Origin of the sequence: Rhodococcus sp. MS16 (genome assembly GCF_013277795.1) — a bacterium.
Taxonomy (GTDB): domain Bacteria; phylum Actinomycetota; class Actinomycetes; order Mycobacteriales; family Mycobacteriaceae; genus Rhodococcus_F; species Rhodococcus_F globerula.
Window position 1 is genome coordinate 119270 of sequence record NZ_VBTM01000014.1, and the last position, 15585, is coordinate 134854.

A 15585-nucleotide genomic window follows, 5' to 3' on the forward strand; every position below is an offset into this window, starting at 1 on the left:
GGGATGATCACGGTGCGCACCACCAGCAACCCGGTGTTCCGCAATCTGCCCAAGCAAGAGGGCAACGGATACGCCTCGTTCGGATCTGCGACGGCGGGCGCCTCGCAGGTCACCCAGCAGTTCGGCCAGCCGCAGTACGCTCCGGCCGAGCCGTACCAGACCGGCCCCACCTCGCGGGCTATGACAATCGACGATGTTGTCACCAAGACGGGCATGACGCTCGGTGTGCTTGCGTTGACCGCGCTGGTCTCGTACTTCCTCGTGAACAACGACCCGAGTCTCGCATCGCCGTTTGTGATCGTCGGCGGTCTGGTCGGACTTGTCCTGGTTCTCGTTGCGACTTTCGGTCGCAAGATGGACAACCCGGCCATCGTGCTGGCTTATGCCGCGTTCGAGGGCCTCTTCCTGGGGGCTCTGTCATTCATGTTCACTGCCCCGATCGAAGCGGCTGGCGGTGTGTCGGCCTCGGTGCTGATCTCACAGGCAGTTCTCGGCACGTTCGGCGTGTTCTTCGGCATGCTTGTGGTCTACAAGACCGGCGCCATTCGTGTGACGCCGCGACTGACCCGCATGATCATCGGTGCCTTGATCGGCGTCGTGGTTCTGGCTCTGGGTAACCTCGTCGCCAGCTTCTTTATCGACGGCGGACTCGGCCTGCGTGACGGTGGACCAATCGCCATTATCTTCAGCCTGGTCTGCATCGGTCTCGCAGCCTTCAGCTTCCTGCTCGACTTCGATGCCGCTGATCAGCTGATCCGCGCTCAGGCTCCGGAGAAGGCAGCGTGGGGCGTCGCCCTCGGCCTCACAGTCACCTTGGTCTGGCTGTACGTCGAGATCCTGCGCCTGCTGAGCTACTTCAGTCGCGACTGACAACTCGCAGTAACAAGAATGGCCTCCGCGATGCGGGGGCCATTTCTTTTGTCATAGTGCGTTCTGTCGACGCCTGCTCGCGAAGAACCACGCCGCAGGCCCGACGATCGGCAGGATGACGGCGAGGGCAGACCATCCGATTTTTGCGACCGGATCGGCATCGGACCTCACGATGGACACCACCGCAGTCACCGTGAGAACGATCCACAACAGCATGAACACAGACCAAGCGATGTCGAAACCGATCGGCACCGTCGGATTGTGAGTCTCTTCATTCACGTCAAACTCCTCCATTCCCGCTCCCGTCCCCCGTAGACGAGTCCAGGGAGGCACTGGCATTAACCGTATAGACAGGGTCTCCCTCCTTCGGACAAACCGAGTTTGACTGTGTGTCATGTCTGAAAAGAAGGTGTGGTTCATTACCGGCGCTGGTCGAGGAATGGGTGTCGACATCGCCCAAGCCGCGCTCGCCGCCGGACATTCGGTCGTCGCGACGGGACGAAACGCGGACCGGGTCGAGAAGGCTATCGGTGCACATGAGGAGCTACTCGCCGTTGCTCTCGATATCACCTCAACCGAAGCGGCGCAGGCGGCAGCTGCGACTGCAGTCGAACGATTCGGTCGAATCGACGTGTTGGTCAACAACGCCGGAAACTTCTACGCCGGTTACTTCGAGAACATCAGTCCTGAACAGTTCCGGGCGCAGATGGAAACCAATTTTTTCGGCCCGCTCAACGTGACTCGTGCTGTCCTCCCCGTCATGCGGCGCCAGCGCAGAGGTCAGGTCATCACCATCACGTCCACTGCCGGGCTGATCGGTCAGGAGTTCTGCGCCGCCTACGCCGCATCGAAGTTCGCTCTGGAAGGGTGGATGGAGTCTCTGCACTTCGATCTCGAGCCGTACGGCATCAGCACGATGGCTGTGGAGCCCGGGTTCTTCCGGACGGAACTGTTGGTCGAAGGCTCGTCCACGATCTGGCCCGAGCTCGAGATCGAGGACTACGCGGAACGTACCGCACAGACGATCGAGGCGTGGAAGATCATGAACGGACAGCAGGGAGGCGACCCCAAGAAGCTCGCCCGAGCTCTCGTTACTCTTTCCGACTCGGAGACATTGCCGCTGCGATTCGTCGCCGGCGCTGACGCAATAAACGGAGTCGAGCAGAATCTCGTCGTCATTTCGGGCCAGATCGATGCGAACCGCGACCTGTCGGAATCTCTGTCCTACGACTCCTGACACATTCTTTTGTCGGTGCGACCGGGTTACGGTGCTTGGGATACCTAGCAGTTGCTTGGTTCCTATCGATGAAGGGCGTGCGTATATCCATGTCGACACCTGTACTCGTCTCGGACAACGGATCTGTGCGGACCGTGACGCTCAACAAGCCGGAGCGACTCAACGCTTTTGATGCCGCAGGCTTCCGGGCTCTGACCAAAGCGCTCGACGACGCGGCCGCAGATTCAAGAGTCGCGGTGGTGGTGATCGAGGGTGCGGGCAAGGCATTTTCGAGCGGAGTGGACCTGCGCGCGCTCTCCGCACCTGGGGCGGACACCGCTGATTTCGGACACGCATTTGCTCCTTTGATCGTGGCGCTGGTGGAGTTCCCGAAGCCGCTCGTCGCTGCCGTGCATGGCGCCGCTGTCGGCATCGGTCTGACGATGCTGCTCTTCTGCGACGTCGTCTACGTTGCCGACGATGCTCGGTTGCGTGCCCCGTTCACATCTCTCGGAACAGCGCCAGAAGCGGCAAGTAGTTGGATGCTGCCCAAGGTGATCGGCGCGCAACGCGCGTCCGAACTTCTGTTGACGGCCAGGTGGCTGAACGGAAAAGAAGCAGCCGAGATCGGCATTGCGGTCGCGGCAGTTCCGGCTGATCAGCTGCATCCCCGAGCGATGGAGGCTGCGTCGCAGATCGCGGGCAATGTCGGACCCGCAGTCCTGGCCGCGAAAAAGCTACTGCGCCAAGGATGGTCGGAGGAAGCCCGAGCGGCGGTCCAACGCGAAGACGATGCCGCGCGCGAGCTGATCCGCGAGTTGGGAAGTTTTGCTCAGAAATTCACGACTACCTGAAAACGGCCGCCCGGCAGAAGCCGGGCGGCCGTTTTCGACGTGCTCAGGAGATCAGCTGAGGCGCTCGATCACCATTGCCATGCCCTGTCCGCCGCCGACACACATGGTCTCGACGCCGAAGGTCTTGTCCTGCTCGCGCAGGTTGTTGATCAGGGTGTTGGTGATACGTGCACCGGTCATACCGAAGGGGTGGCCGAGTGCCAATGCACCGCCGGAGATGTTGAGCTTGTCCTCGTCGATGCCGAGCTCACGAGCAGATCCGATGACCTGGACCGCAAAAGCCTCGTTGATCTCGAACAGGTCGATGTCGGAAATCGACTTGCCCGCGAACTTCAGGGCGTTCTTGACGGCCTGGATCGGGCCGAGGCCCATGATCTCGGGGGACAGACCCGAGACGCCGGTGGAGACGATGCGGGCGAGGGGCGTCAGGCCCAGAGCCTTGGCCTTGGTGTCGGACATGATCACCAGAGCGGCAGCGCCGTCGTTGAGCGGGCAGGCGTTGCCTGCGGTGACGGTGCCGTCGGGACGGAAGACGGGCTTGAGGCCGCTGATGCCTTCGTAGGTGGTGCCGGCGCGCGGGCCGTCATCCTTGGAGACGACGGTGCCGTCGGCGAGGGTGACCGGGGTGATCTCACGCTCGAAGAAGCCACGGTTGATGGCTTCCTCTGCGCGGTTCTGGCTGCGAACAGCGAAGCGGTCCTGATCTTCGCGGCTGATGCCGGTAGCGGAGGCAACGTTCTCTGCCGTCTGGCCCATGCCCAGGTAGACGTCGGGGAGCAGTCCCTCTTCGCGAGGATCGGTCCAGGCGACTCCACCTTCGGCGAGCTTGGCGCTACGCGCCTGCGCTGCGTCGAAGAGCGGGTTCTTGGTGTTCGGCAGGCCGTCTGCGTTGCCCGTGACGAAGCTGGAGACGGACTCGACGCCGGCGGAGATGAAGACGTCGCCCTCGCCTGCGCGGATGGCGTGCAGTGCCATACGGGTGGTCTGCAGCGACGAGGAGCAGTAACGGTTGACCGTCACGCCGGGGAGGAAGTCGTAGCCCAGCTGAACTGCGACGACGCGGGCGATGTTGAAGCCCGACTGTCCGGCAGGCTGACCGCAACCCATGATGAGGTCGTCGATCTCGGTGGGATCGAGCTCGGGGATCTTCGCCAGCGCGGCTGCAACCATCTGGGTGGCGAGGTCATCGGGGCGGATGTCCTTGAGCGAACCCTTCATTGCGCGGCCGATGGGCGACCGTACTGCTGAGACGATTACTGCCTCGGGCATGAAAACTCCTTTTGTGTACTGCGTGGTCGGCGCAGACGACTGCGCGACGAGCAGGGCAAGATGAATGCAGCTTCGACTGCCAATTTACGTTGCCGACCCGAAAACAGGGGCACGGAGTCTCACTCAGTCGTCGCCAAGCTCCTGTACTGCGGGTTTCGGGTGGCCGATCCACCCAACGCGGTGCAGAGCAGTGGATACGCGGGCAGCCATCGTCTGTGCCTGTGCGGCGTCCGAGACCTGGGGGAGATCGGGGAGTGGCCCGCCAGTCCATTCGCCTAACGCCGCAGCGAGCACCGGCACGATCTGGCGGGCCGCGAGCTCGTAGCCGGCCGCCGACGGGTGGAACCGATCAGCCGAGAACATGGTGTCCGGGGAAGCGAGGAATTCTTTTGCGAGCAGATCGGCCAGCGGAACAGGATGCCCACCCGCAGCTCTCGTCGCCGACGCCTGCGCTGCCGCCAAACGATGTCCCCACTCGCGTACGACGGTTCGCAGCGGTTGTGGGATCGCGGTGACCACCCCCAGATCGGGACACGTGCCGACCACGACGACGGCGCCGCTCTCACGCAAGCGCCGTACTGCGTCACCGAGACGCCTGGCCGATGCTCGAATAGCGTTCTTGGCAGTCACGTCGTTTGCGCCGATCAGGATCACCGCCGCGTCCGGCGCCGCCCCGGCAATGAACATGGCGTCGACCTGGCCACTCAAACCGCGCGACGTGGCGCCGCCGATAGCCTTGGTGCTCAGGCGGATTCGCTTCCCGGTCTCCTCCGAGAGGAGTTTCGCGACCCGCACCCCCGGTACCTCGTCCGCGGTCACGGCGCCAACACCAGCGGCTGACGAATCGCCGAAAATCATCAGATGGAGGTCGAACGGAACGCCGCGCCACCACCGCTCCGGTGCGTCGATGCCCGGCAAATACACACCGTCCGCTTCGGGTGGTTTGGAGACATTGCGTCCGATCAAGCCGCGTGCGGCACCGGCCTGCGACATCAGGTACTGGTACGCCAACCACGTCGCCGTGCCGGCGCTCGACCCGGCCACCACTGTGGCCACCGACGCTTTCACTCCGGTCCGACTCACAGTGGTCAATCTAGCCGGATCGCCGCACCTTCGCCCGACGTCTACGCGCAGCGATTCGCCGGATCTGGGAACATGGAGCGATGCGCATCGCGGAACACGTCGTAGACCTCATCGGCAACACCCCACTCGTCAAACTCACGTCCGTCACGGGCGAGAACTACGGCACTGTGGCAGCCAAGGTCGAATACCTCAACCCGGGCGGTAGCTCCAAGGACCGTATCGCCGTCAAGATGATCGACGCGGCGGAGGCCTCCGGAGAATTGAAGCCGGGCGGCACCATCGTCGAACCGACGTCAGGCAACACCGGAATCGGTTTGGCGCTCGTCGCTCAGAAACGCGGATACAAGTGCGTGTTCGTCTGCCCCGACAAGGTCAGCGAAGACAAGCGAAACGTTCTGCGTGCTTACGGAGCCGAGGTAGTCGTCTGCCCCACAGCCGTCGCACCCGAGCACCCCAACAGTTACTACAGCGTCTCCGATCGGCTCACCCGTGAGATCCCGGGTGCCTGGAAGCCCAACCAGTACTCCAACCCGGGCGGACCGGCAAGCCACTACGAGACCACCGGCCCCGAGATCTGGGCAGACACCGACGGCAAGATCACGCACTTCGTCGCCGGCGTCGGCACCGGTGGAACCATCACCGGCACCGGCCGCTACCTCAAGGAGGTGTCGGGCGGCAAGGTCAAGGTTGTCGGCGTCGACCCCGAAGGTTCCGTCTACTCCGGCGGCACGGGTCGTCCGTACCTGGTCGAAGGTGTCGGCGAAGATTTCTGGCCCACGGCTTACGATCCGTCCATTCCGGACGAGATCATCGCCGTGTCGGATGCGGACTCCTTCGAGATGACGCGTCGTCTGGCCCGTGAAGAAGGCCTGCTGGTCGGTGGATCGTGCGGCATGGCTGTCGTCGCGGCACTCGAGGTCGCCAAGCGCGAAGGCCCCGACGCACTTGTTGTCGTACTCCTTCCCGACGGTGGCCGCGGCTACCTGTCCAAGATCTTCAACGATCAGTGGATGGCGTCGTACGGCTTCCTGCGGACTCCGCTCGACGGCAAGGCAAACGTCCCCACCGTGGGCGACGTGCTGCGCGGAAAGTCGGGAGAACTGCCCGATCTCGTGCACACGCACCCATCGGAAACCTTGCGTGACGCCATCGAGATCCTGCGTGAATACGGTGTGTCACAGATGCCGGTGGTTGGTGCCGAACCGCCCGTCATGGCAGGTGAGGTGGCCGGCAGTGTCACCGAACGTGATCTGCTCAGCGCAGTATTCGAAGGCCGTGCGCAACTTGCCGATTCGGTCGAAAAGCACATGAGTGCGCCGTTCCCGCTCATCGGATCGGGCGAGCCGGTCTCGGCCGCGACCAAGGCACTCGGCGATACTGACGCCCTCATGGTCGTCGACGACGGTAAGCCCGTCGGTGTCATCACCCGCCACGACCTTTTGGGATTCCTCAGCGCCGGATCCTGAGACATCCGAGTTTGTCCCCCGGAAGGTAGGGTCAGCGCCCATGGGGGACAAACTCGTCGGATATATCGGTGTTCTTGCGGCAGTGCTGGTGACAACGGCGTGTAGTTCGACGGTTGCCGGCACTCCGCAAGCAGCATCGGGGGCAAAGGTAGCGGTGTCGACTAGCGCCCCGTCTGGGAAGTCGACTACCACCAAAACGGCGCCGACGACGGTTAGGCCGACGGCATCGCTCGCTCCGGCCTTCTCAGGCTCGGTGAAATGCTCGACCCTCATGCCGGCAGTCCGTGACATCGTCGAACCGTACGGCGCCCCCAACGACATGCCGAACGGGTGCATCTGGATGGACGGCGGCAGGTCCATCGCCATCACGTCCTTTACGATGACCAACTCGCAGAGTACGCGCGACACGATGGCAAAAAGTGGATACGACCTGCAGGACCCGCGACTGAGAAGTTTGGGTGCGGTTGCCAAAGGTGGTCTGACGATCACTGTTCTCTCACCCGAACACATGACCATGGTGATGTACAGCCCCGACCTCACCGAGACCGCCGCGTTGGATGCGGCAATCAGAGTCGTGGAGTTGGTCGAGAACTGACACAGCCGCCCTGCATCGGCGAGGTGGCTACTAGTCTGGTGGGCATGAGCGAGCAACGCAGCAAGGCCGACAACATCAGCTGGCAGGGTTTCTCCACGAAAGCGGTACACGCGGGCTACGAGCCCGATCCGCTGACCGGTGCCGTCAACGTTCCGATCTACGCGAGTTCGACCTTCGCGCAAGACGGTGTGGGTGGGATGCGCAGTGGATTCGAGTACGCGCGCACGGGCAATCCCACTCGTCGACCGCTCGAAGCGAACCTGGCGGCACTCGAATCAGGTAGCTACGGTCGGGCTTTCAGCTCGGGCATGGCTGCCACTGACTGCCTCCTCCGATCCGTTCTGCGCCCGGGTGACCACCTCGTCATCCCCGACGACGCTTACGGCGGAACCTTCCGACTCATCGACAAGGTGTTCACACAGTGGGGCATAGAGTACACCCCGGCTCCGGTCTCGGACGTCGACGCGGTACGCGCAGCGATGCGACCCAACACCAAGCTGGTGTGGGTGGAAACACCCACGAACCCATTGCTCAACATCGGTGACATCGAACTCCTGGCCGAGGTTGCGCACGAGGGCAATGCAAAGATCGTGGTGGACAACACCTTTGCATCGCCCTACTTGCAGCAGCCCCTGCAGTTGGGCGCCGACATCGCTCTGCACTCCACTACCAAGTACATCGGTGGACACTCCGATGTGGTCGGTGGCGCACTGGTCTGCGACGACGAAGAGCTCGACCACGCTTTCGGGTTCCTGCAGAACGGTTCCGGCGGCGTCCCCGGTCCGTTCGACGCCTTCCTCACGCTGCGCGGAATCAAGACACTGGCATTGCGGATGGAGCGTCACAGCGACAACGCCGAAAAGGTTGTCGAACTGCTCGACGGGCACCCCGCCGTCGCGAGCGTCATCTACCCGGGTCTCGCCTCGCATCCGTCGCACAAGGTTGCGGCCAAGCAGATGCGGCGATTCGGCGGCATGATCTCCGTGCGGCTCAAGGGTGGCAAGGCTGCTGCTCTCGACTTGTGCTCACGCACCGAAATCTTCACGCTCGCAGAATCTCTCGGCGGCGTCGAATCGCTCATCGAGTTCCCGGGCGCCATGACCCACGCGTCGACGGCCGGTTCGGCGCTCGAAGTTCCCGACGACCTGGTCCGTCTGTCGGTTGGTATCGAAGATGCCTCCGACCTGGTCGGTGATATCGAGCAGGCGCTGGCGTAACTCTGTGCTGTGCGCCTTTGTCAACCGCGGGCGGTTGACAAAGGCGCACAGTGTCAGTCGTCCGGCCACCCCGCCAGGGTGGTGACCCGGAACTCCTGGTCGACCAGGCGGGCCGGGCGATCCAGCTTGTGCAGCCAATCGATGGCGGAGCCGCTCATTCCTACGGCTACCCGGCTCAGTGCTGCTGCCTCCGCACAGGATTCGGCTATCACCGATACCGTGCGCCACATCGATGTTGCCGTCGATTCCCGGGCAAGCGGCTTGACGGTGCTGGCCGTCGCGATGCCGCACCCCGAAGGAACGGCAACCTGACACGTGGGGTCACCCGGGAGATCTTGAACCTGAATCTGCCAGCCGCCTTCCGGCGACGGTCCGGCCACGGCTATGTCTCCGCCCAAGGCAACGAGAACCCCGCAGCCGAGAAGTTGGGCTGTGGTTGCGGCGCAATGGTCAGCCGAACTGGCGCGCGCGGTGGCGGATAGATCGAGGACAACGTCGGCCGGGCTGAACACCCGGTTGCTCTCGACGCGGATCTTCCACCAGGAGTGTGGATCTCGCGAGCCTGCCGTTGGGGTGAGTTTGCCGTCGGTGAGGCGCGCGATCGCGAGTGCGTCCGTGAGGAAATGCGCAAACATCGGCGTTATGGGGGCGCCGTCGACCTCGAGAGCCGGGCCGGATCCGAATGTGTGGATCTCGGAGTCTGCGCGATCGCGATTGGTGGCCGCGTCGGCAGCGCTCAGATAACCCCGCACGAGACTGGCGGCGGAGGCGAGGGCACCGGGATCGGTGACGACTACGCGGGCCTGGACGCCCCAGGTGAGCCATTCGGTTGCGGCGCGTGGTGCGTTCACGAACCGTTCGAGACGGCGTCCGGAACTCCGAACCCGCTGGCTACGACCAGTCGTGATGCGGCCGCATGCTTCGAGGTGGTGTCGGTGGAGATGGCCGTCGTGGTGGAACTGTCGGTGGGGTTGGAAACGAGGGATAAGCCACCACTTGCGATGGCGCCCGCAACAGCCGTCGCAGCAAGCGCGAGGTGAACGGGTCGGTATGCCGAGGTGCGAGCCCGAGTGGGCCGTGTCCGATCGTCGCTCATGTCCACAGCCTGCCCGCCGAACCTGAGAAAAGCCTTGGGGTATGTGGTCATTTGGGTAACGTCTGACGTGATAAATGAGACATTGGTTACAGGTTGGTGTGCCACCGGGGATATCGAATGCATGTTCGAAACCCTAGGCGGTGCCACCGACAGGTTCGGCCGGCTCGTGGATCGATCAGTTACCGGAGGTTTTTGATGGCAGTGAGTGTCCTGGCGATCACTGTGTCGATCGGTACTGCACTGGGGGTGATAGGAGCAACACTGGGGACGCCCGCAGAGGCGAATGCAGCTCCCGCCGCGGAAATCTCACTCGCGGCCTGGGGCGGGCCGGTGCGAGCACAAGAGAATCCGGAAGGGCTTGTGCCCTCGGTGCCGTCCAATTTTCCCGGTGCTGCTCTGGCGCCGGTTGGCGCGGTCGCGGTATTTGCTCCGTGGGTCAAGAAAGCGGGCGCAATCTGCCCGGAGATCACGCCGGCGGTGGTGGCATCTCTGTATTCGACGCGCAGTGGCTTTCAATACGGCCCCGGCGCAGAAGTGTCAGACGAGGGTGGGCGCGGACCTGGCCGATTCACCACAGCAGCGTGGACGGCGTACGGCAAGGACGGCGACGGCGACGGCAAGATGGACATCTTCGGTGTCGCAGACCCCGTGATGACGTCCGGCTACCGACTGTGTGAACTGGTGAAGCAGGCCCAGTCGTGGCAGCAATCAGGGGAGGTCCAGGGCGATACCGTCGAACTGGCGCTGGCAGCCTACGACGTCGGGCCCGAGGCAGTGCGGGCAGCGCACGGCGTTCCGCAGGATCAGACTGCGGCACCCTTCGTCGCGCAGGTCACGTCCTTGCAGGATTCCTTTGCCCTGATGCTTGCGCCGTTCAATTACAACAATCTTGCGGCCGCGGTAGGCGGTGTAGTCCAAGCCGGACTGAAATTCCTCGGACTGCCGTACGTGTGGGGCGGAGGAAACATCAACGGTCCGTCGATGGGCGGGTTCGACTGCTCGGGACTGACGTCGTACGCCATCCACGCCGCAACCGGGATCACTTTGCCACGCACGTCGGAAACCCAATGGGGTGTTGGCGTCGAGATTCCCCTCGATCAAGCGCAACCAGGTGATCTGCTGTTCGGAAACTGGCAGGCAGGCGGCCCCGGACACGTCGCGATCTACGTCGGAAACGGGCAGATGCTGCACGCGCCGACCTTCGGTGACGTAGTGAAAGTCGGTCCGATCTTCGCCGGTATGAAGGCGCGACGAGTGATCTAGGCAAGAAAAAACGTCGCCCGGACGAGTATATGTCCGGGCGACGTTTGTTTCGTGTGTAACCGATCAGCTGTGGTACGGCTCCGCGCTAACGAGGGTGACCTTCATGGTGCCGCCGTTAGGCAGGTTGTACTCGCGAGTCTCGCCTTCCTTGGCCTCGAGAAGTGCGCTACCCAGCGGAGAGTTGGGGGAGTACACCTCGAGCTTGGCGTCACGCGCGCCCTCTTCGCGGGTTGCGATCAGGAAGGTCTCGGTGTCGCTCTCGTCGCCGTCGTAGTACACCTTCACTACCGAACCCGGGAGTGCAACACCGGACTGAGTGGGTGCTTCGCCGACCTTTGCGCTGTTGAGCAGATCCTGAAGCTGGCGGATACGAGCTTCCTGCTGCCCCTGATCTTCGCGTGCAGCGTGGTAGCCGCCGTTCTCCTTCAGATCGCCCTCTTCGCGACGCTCGTTGATCTCGGCGGCGATGATGGGGCGGTACGCGATGAGCTGGTCGAGTTCCTTCTTGAGCCTGTCATGTGATTCCTGCGTAAGCCAGGTCACCTGGGTCTCGGTCATCTCGATCACTCCCTAGTAGTCGGAGCCGGGGGCTCCCTCGACAGATCACTGCGACAGCACTGAACTCACTGCAACAGCAATAAACAACGGCTCGAACGCGCCTGGGCTAGGCGTGATCTTGCCGTCAGCGCTGCGTTCGACGCCAACCTGGCCGTCAATGCAGCAATACACGGTTCCACCCGGAACCGTGTACCAAGCAATTCTATCACGCAGGACTACCCGCCCTGTCGGAACTCAAACGTCGGGCAGGGCGGGTAGTAGGCGCAGTCAGTTTTTGGTCAGATACTCCGGGACGTCGAGGCTGCATCCGAAGACGTCGGCCATGCCTGGTGGGAGGGACGTTTTGATCTCGGTGTTGAACTCCAAGGTCTGGTACGTCGTAGCCGGAACGTAAACCTCGCGTCGACCGGTTTCGGATCCGCCCTTGGAGCGGGCGCGAACGATGCACACAGCTTCCTGGCTCGGATCGTCACGCGTGACGGTGAACCGGATCTTCATGGTCGAGTCGTCGGCGATGTCGTACGAGATCGTCTCGGTCGTGATCTCTTTCACCGAAAATTTGGTGTATCCGACGTAGGCGATACCGGTGCCCACAACGATGACGAGGGCGGTCAGAGCCCACACGATCCACTTCTTGGAACCGCCCGTGCGAGTCGCGCTCGGGTACCGATCTTGGGGAAGCGTATTACTCATCACTCTGCTCTCGAAGACTCGAGTTCGTGTTCTACGCAACCGCGGACTGGGGTCATGGCTGCATCAGGAACTCTCGGGTGGAACTATAGAGGACGCGCCCACTGGCGCTGCCGGTAGGTTTGACGGCAAGAGTTCGGAGCAGACGCCGGTAACGGCTACAGGTGAAGTTGAGGTGAACGAACACGTGAGCGGATTCCGGCTCATGGCCGTCCATGCCCATCCCGACGACGAGTCGAGCAAGGGTGCGGCCACCACCGCCCGTTATGCAGCCGAAGGCCATGAAGTGATGGTCCTGACGCTCACCGGGGGTGAACGTGGCGACATTCTCAACCCGGCCATGGATGTCCCCGGCGTCCGCGACCGCATCAGCGAGGTGCGCCAGGAAGAAATGGCGGAAGCTGCGCGGATTCTGGGCGTCAAGCACCGCTGGCTGGGCTTCGTCGACTCGGGCCTGCCCGAGGGTGATCCGTTGCCGCCGCTTCCGGAGGGCTGCTTTGCGCTGGTGCCGCTCGAGGAATCGACGCGCGCACTCGTCAAGGTGTTCCGCGAATTCCGTCCACACGTCATCACGACGTACGACGAGAACGGTGGATACCCGCACCCCGACCACATTCGGTGCCACGAGGTGTCGATGGCTGCGTACGAAGCGGCTGCCGACCCGGAATATCATCCCGAGGACGGCGAACCGTGGGAGATCAAGAAGGTCTATTACTCGCACGGCTTCATCCGTAAGCGTCTCGAACTTTTCCAAGAGGAGTACGAGCGCCGCGGCGAGCCGTTCCCCATGGCGGATTGGCTCAAGAAGTGGAAGACCGAGCGCGGTGACATGATGGTCCGGGTCACCACCCAGATCGCCTGCGGCGATTACTTCCCCCAGCGCGACGACGCTTTGCGTGCGCATGCGACGCAGATCGACCCCAATGGTTCGTTCTTTGCGGTGCCGCTCGATATTCAGCAGAAGATCTGGCCCACAGAAGAATTCGAACTCGCGAAGACGCGGGTTTCTACGTCCATCCCGGAAACCGACCTGTTCGCAGGTCTTGAAGAGGACGTCTGAAAGTGAATGCACTATCCGCCGAGTTGGTAATCGGCACAACACAATTGCTTGCACAGAGCCCGAGTAACCCCTCCGGGCCCGAGTTCGGCAAGTCGTCGCCGGTCGGACTGGTTGTCGTCTTGGCATTGTTCATCGGTGTGATCCTGTTGGTCGTGTCGATGAACCGTCAGCTCAAGAAGTTGCCGGAAACTTTCGAACCCGAACACCCGGAAGCCGATCAGCAGTTGGATGAAGGAACGGATCGTGGTGCGATCGCCACGCCGGAAACGGATGCCGGCGACGCATCAGCCGAGAAGACTCCCAAGCACGATTCCTGACGCGAGCGAGGTAGGGCACATGGACCCACGGATGAAGAACAATCTGGGTGCGTCCACCAGTCCCTACCTTCGTCAGCACGCCGACAATCCGGTCCACTGGCAGCAGTGGGGGCCGGAGGCCATGGAGTGGGCACGCGAACGTAACGTGCCGATTCTGTTGTCGATCGGATACTCGGCGTGCCACTGGTGCCACGTGATGGCCCACGAATCGTTCGAGAACGGCGACATCGCGGCGGTCATGAACGACAACTTCGTCTGTGTGAAGGTGGACCGCGAAGAGCGGCCTGACATCGACGCCGTCTACATGAATGCCACGGTCGCGATGACCGGTCAGGGTGGCTGGCCGATGACGTGTTTCCTGACTCCTGACGGTTCGCCGTTCTACTGCGGCACGTACTACCCGCCGGCGCCGCGCGGTGGAATGCCTTCGTTCATACAGCTTCTCGAAGCGATTGCCGAGACATTTGCCAACCGTCGCGGCGAGGTCGACGATGCTGCGTCGTCGATCGTGACGGAGTTGGCGCGCGCGTCGGGTGGAATCCCGTACAGCGGTGCGCCGATCGATGCCGCGCTCCTCGACGCAGCGGGCCAGGCAGTATTGGTGGATGAGGACCTGCCCCGCGGCGGTTTCGGCGGCGCCCCGAAGTTTCCGCCGTCCGCGTTGCTCGAAGGACTGCTGCGGCAGTTCGAGCGGACCGGTTCGAACAATATTCTCGGTGGACTGCAGCGCACTGGTGAAGCCATGGCGCGCGGCGGCATCTACGACCAGTTGGGCGGCGGTTTCTCCCGTTACTCCGTCGACGCGGAGTGGGTGGTTCCGCATTTCGAGAAGATGCTCTACGACAATGCGTTGCTGCTCCGGTTCTACGCGCACTGGGTACGTCGGACGGGTTCCGAGTTGGCAGCCCGCATCACGGAGGAAACCGCAGGATTTATTCTCGGCGATCTGCGAACCGAAAACGGCTGCTTCGCTTCGGCTCTGGACGCGGACACCAACGGCGTCGAAGGATCGACCTATGTGTGGACGCCCAGCCAGCTGATCGATGCGCTCGGCGAGGACGACGGACGGTGGGCGGCAGAGTTGTTCCGCGTCACCGACGACGGAACCTTCGAAGAAGGTGCATCGGTGTTGCAGTTGCTCAGCGATCCCGACGATTGCTCGCGCTGGCAGAAGGTTTCCGACGCACTGCGCGCAGTGCGAAAAGACCGTCCGCAGCCTGGCCGAGACGACAAAGTCGTGACCGCATGGAACGGGCTCAGCATCACCGCCTTGACGGAAGCCGGGCTTGCACTGAATCGACCCGAATGGATTGACGCTGCACGGGTGTGCGCGCACACCCTTCTCGGCCTGCATCTCGTTGACGGCAGATTGCGCCGCGCATCTCTCGGTGGCGTTGTCGGTGAGCCGGCCGGGGTCCTCGAGGACTACGCAGCCCTGGCCACCGGACTCCTCGCGCTGTACCAGGCAACCGGGGAATCGGAGTGGTTCGACACCGCCCGGCAGTTGCTCGACCTCACTCTCGATCATTTTGCCGACCCAGCCGAGCCCGGAAGTTGGTTCGACACAGCAGATTTTGCCGAAAGCTTGGTGACCCGACCCCGCGATCCGATGGACGGCGCAACACCGTCGGGAGCGTCAACTGTCACGGAGGCGCTGTTGACGGCGGCTGCGCTCACCGAACCCGAGCGCGCCTCCCGCTATGCCCAAGCCGTATCCGACTCCCTTGCACGCGCATCGTTGCCGCTCGAGCGTGCTCCGCGCTCGGCCGGGCATTGGCTTGCGGTGGCGGAAGCGTCGCTGCGCGGGCCGATCCAGGTAGCTGTTGTGGGTGACGGTGATCTGCTGGACGCGGCCCGTCGCCTCGCCCCCGGCGGCGCCGTGATCGTCGCAGGTGAGCCGGATTCCTCACCGCTGCTGGCAGATCGGCCGTTGGTCGACGGCGCTCAAGCGGCCTACGTCTGCCGAGGCTTCGTCTGTGACCGCCCGGTCACAGACGAAGCAGGCTTGGCGCTTGCGCTGGCGCACTGAGC

Annotated in this window: 17 protein-coding genes; 10 read left to right on the forward strand and 7 right to left on the reverse strand. The window is 63.0% G+C overall.

Going from position 1 to position 15585, the window contains the following annotated elements:
• Nucleotides 1–12 precede the first annotated feature (12 nt).
• Nucleotides 13–870, forward strand: a complete 858-nt coding sequence (locus FEZ60_RS25835) for a Bax inhibitor-1/YccA family protein (protein WP_172937472.1) — start codon at nt 13–15, stop codon at nt 868–870.
• Between the two features lie 51 nt (nt 871–921).
• On the opposite strand, the gene FEZ60_RS25840 is transcribed toward FEZ60_RS25835, so the two are convergent.
• Nucleotides 922–1149 (reverse strand): PLD nuclease N-terminal domain-containing protein, encoded by a 228-nt coding sequence (locus FEZ60_RS25840; RefSeq protein ID WP_172937398.1) that lies wholly within the window; start codon nt 1147–1149, stop codon nt 922–924.
• 115 nt (nt 1150–1264) lie between these two features.
• Between FEZ60_RS25840 and FEZ60_RS25845 the strand changes: the two genes are divergently transcribed.
• Nucleotides 1265–2107 (forward strand): SDR family oxidoreductase, encoded by an 843-nt coding sequence (locus FEZ60_RS25845; protein WP_172937399.1) that lies wholly within the window; start codon nt 1265–1267, stop codon nt 2105–2107.
• A gap of 89 nt (nt 2108–2196) precedes the next feature.
• On the forward strand, nt 2197–2940 hold the full coding sequence (locus FEZ60_RS25850) for an enoyl-CoA hydratase/isomerase family protein (RefSeq protein ID WP_242484833.1): 744 nt from the start codon (nt 2197–2199) through the stop codon (nt 2938–2940).
• Nucleotides 2941–2991: 51 nt separating this feature from the next.
• Here FEZ60_RS25850 and FEZ60_RS25855 read toward each other — a convergent pair whose 3' ends face one another.
• Together FEZ60_RS25855 and FEZ60_RS25860 are read right to left on the reverse strand one after the other, a co-directional pair.
• Nucleotides 2992–4209: an acetyl-CoA C-acetyltransferase gene (locus tag FEZ60_RS25855; protein WP_033234533.1), complete on the reverse strand. Its 1218-nt coding sequence runs from the start codon at nt 4207–4209 to the stop codon at nt 2992–2994.
• 123 nt (nt 4210–4332) lie between these two features.
• Nucleotides 4333–5292 (reverse strand): SGNH/GDSL hydrolase family protein, encoded by a 960-nt coding sequence (locus tag FEZ60_RS25860; protein ID WP_346343416.1) that lies wholly within the window; start codon nt 5290–5292, stop codon nt 4333–4335.
• A gap of 80 nt (nt 5293–5372) precedes the next feature.
• Between FEZ60_RS25860 and FEZ60_RS25865 the strand changes: the two genes are divergently transcribed.
• The 3 genes from FEZ60_RS25865 to FEZ60_RS25875 are packed head-to-tail and all read left to right on the forward strand — an operon-like array spanning nt 5373 to nt 8570.
• Nucleotides 5373–6758 carry a cystathionine beta-synthase gene (locus tag FEZ60_RS25865; protein ID WP_033234532.1) on the forward strand — a complete coding sequence of 462 codons (1386 nt, stop codon included), beginning with the start codon at nt 5373–5375 and terminating at the stop codon, nt 6756–6758.
• 40 nt (nt 6759–6798) lie between these two features.
• Entirely contained in the window at nt 6799–7353 is a 555-nt protein-coding gene (locus tag FEZ60_RS25870; RefSeq protein ID WP_143547547.1) for a hypothetical protein, read from the forward strand.
• Nucleotides 7354–7397: 44 nt separating this feature from the next.
• The gene (locus tag FEZ60_RS25875; protein WP_172937400.1) at nt 7398–8570 is read left to right on the forward strand and encodes a cystathionine gamma-synthase; all 1173 of its coding nucleotides are present in this window, start codon (nt 7398–7400) and stop codon (nt 8568–8570) included.
• Between the two features lie 53 nt (nt 8571–8623).
• On the opposite strand, the gene FEZ60_RS25880 is transcribed toward FEZ60_RS25875, so the two are convergent.
• Together FEZ60_RS25880 and FEZ60_RS25885 are read right to left on the reverse strand one after the other, a co-directional pair.
• The gene (locus FEZ60_RS25880; protein ID WP_172937401.1) at nt 8624–9421 is read right to left on the reverse strand and encodes an FAD:protein FMN transferase; all 798 of its coding nucleotides are present in this window, start codon (nt 9419–9421) and stop codon (nt 8624–8626) included.
• Nucleotides 9418–9717, reverse strand: a complete 300-nt coding sequence (locus tag FEZ60_RS25885; RefSeq protein ID WP_239654783.1) for a hypothetical protein — start codon at nt 9715–9717, stop codon at nt 9418–9420. Before FEZ60_RS25885 ends, FEZ60_RS25880 begins: the two co-directional genes overlap by 4 nt.
• A 144-nt stretch (nt 9718–9861) precedes the next feature.
• Between FEZ60_RS25885 and FEZ60_RS25890 the strand changes: the two genes are divergently transcribed.
• The gene (locus FEZ60_RS25890; RefSeq protein WP_141486281.1) at nt 9862–10929 is read left to right on the forward strand and encodes a C40 family peptidase; all 1068 of its coding nucleotides are present in this window, start codon (nt 9862–9864) and stop codon (nt 10927–10929) included.
• Nucleotides 10930–10992: 63 nt separating this feature from the next.
• Here FEZ60_RS25890 and greA read toward each other — a convergent pair whose 3' ends face one another.
• Nucleotides 10993–11487 carry a transcription elongation factor GreA gene (gene greA, locus FEZ60_RS25895; RefSeq protein ID WP_033234619.1) on the reverse strand — a complete coding sequence of 165 codons (495 nt, stop codon included), beginning with the start codon at nt 11485–11487 and terminating at the stop codon, nt 10993–10995.
• Between the two features lie 267 nt (nt 11488–11754).
• The gene (locus FEZ60_RS25900; RefSeq protein ID WP_033234528.1) at nt 11755–12180 is read right to left on the reverse strand and encodes a DUF4307 domain-containing protein; all 426 of its coding nucleotides are present in this window, start codon (nt 12178–12180) and stop codon (nt 11755–11757) included.
• A 184-nt stretch (nt 12181–12364) separates the two neighbouring features.
• Here FEZ60_RS25900 and mca point away from each other — a divergent pair, with 184 nt between their 5' ends.
• The 3 genes from mca to FEZ60_RS25915 are packed head-to-tail and all read left to right on the forward strand — an operon-like array spanning nt 12365 to nt 15583.
• Nucleotides 12365–13237, forward strand: coding sequence for a mycothiol conjugate amidase Mca (gene mca, locus FEZ60_RS25905; protein WP_033234618.1), 873 nt, complete (start codon nt 12365–12367; stop codon nt 13235–13237).
• 2 nt (nt 13238–13239) lie between these two features.
• Nucleotides 13240–13554: a hypothetical protein gene (locus FEZ60_RS25910; protein WP_033234527.1), complete on the forward strand. Its 315-nt coding sequence runs from the start codon at nt 13240–13242 to the stop codon at nt 13552–13554.
• Nucleotides 13555–13573: 19 nt separating this feature from the next.
• On the forward strand, nt 13574–15583 hold the full coding sequence (locus tag FEZ60_RS25915) for a thioredoxin domain-containing protein (protein WP_172937402.1): 2010 nt from the start codon (nt 13574–13576) through the stop codon (nt 15581–15583).
• Nucleotides 15584–15585: the final 2 nt, after the last annotated feature.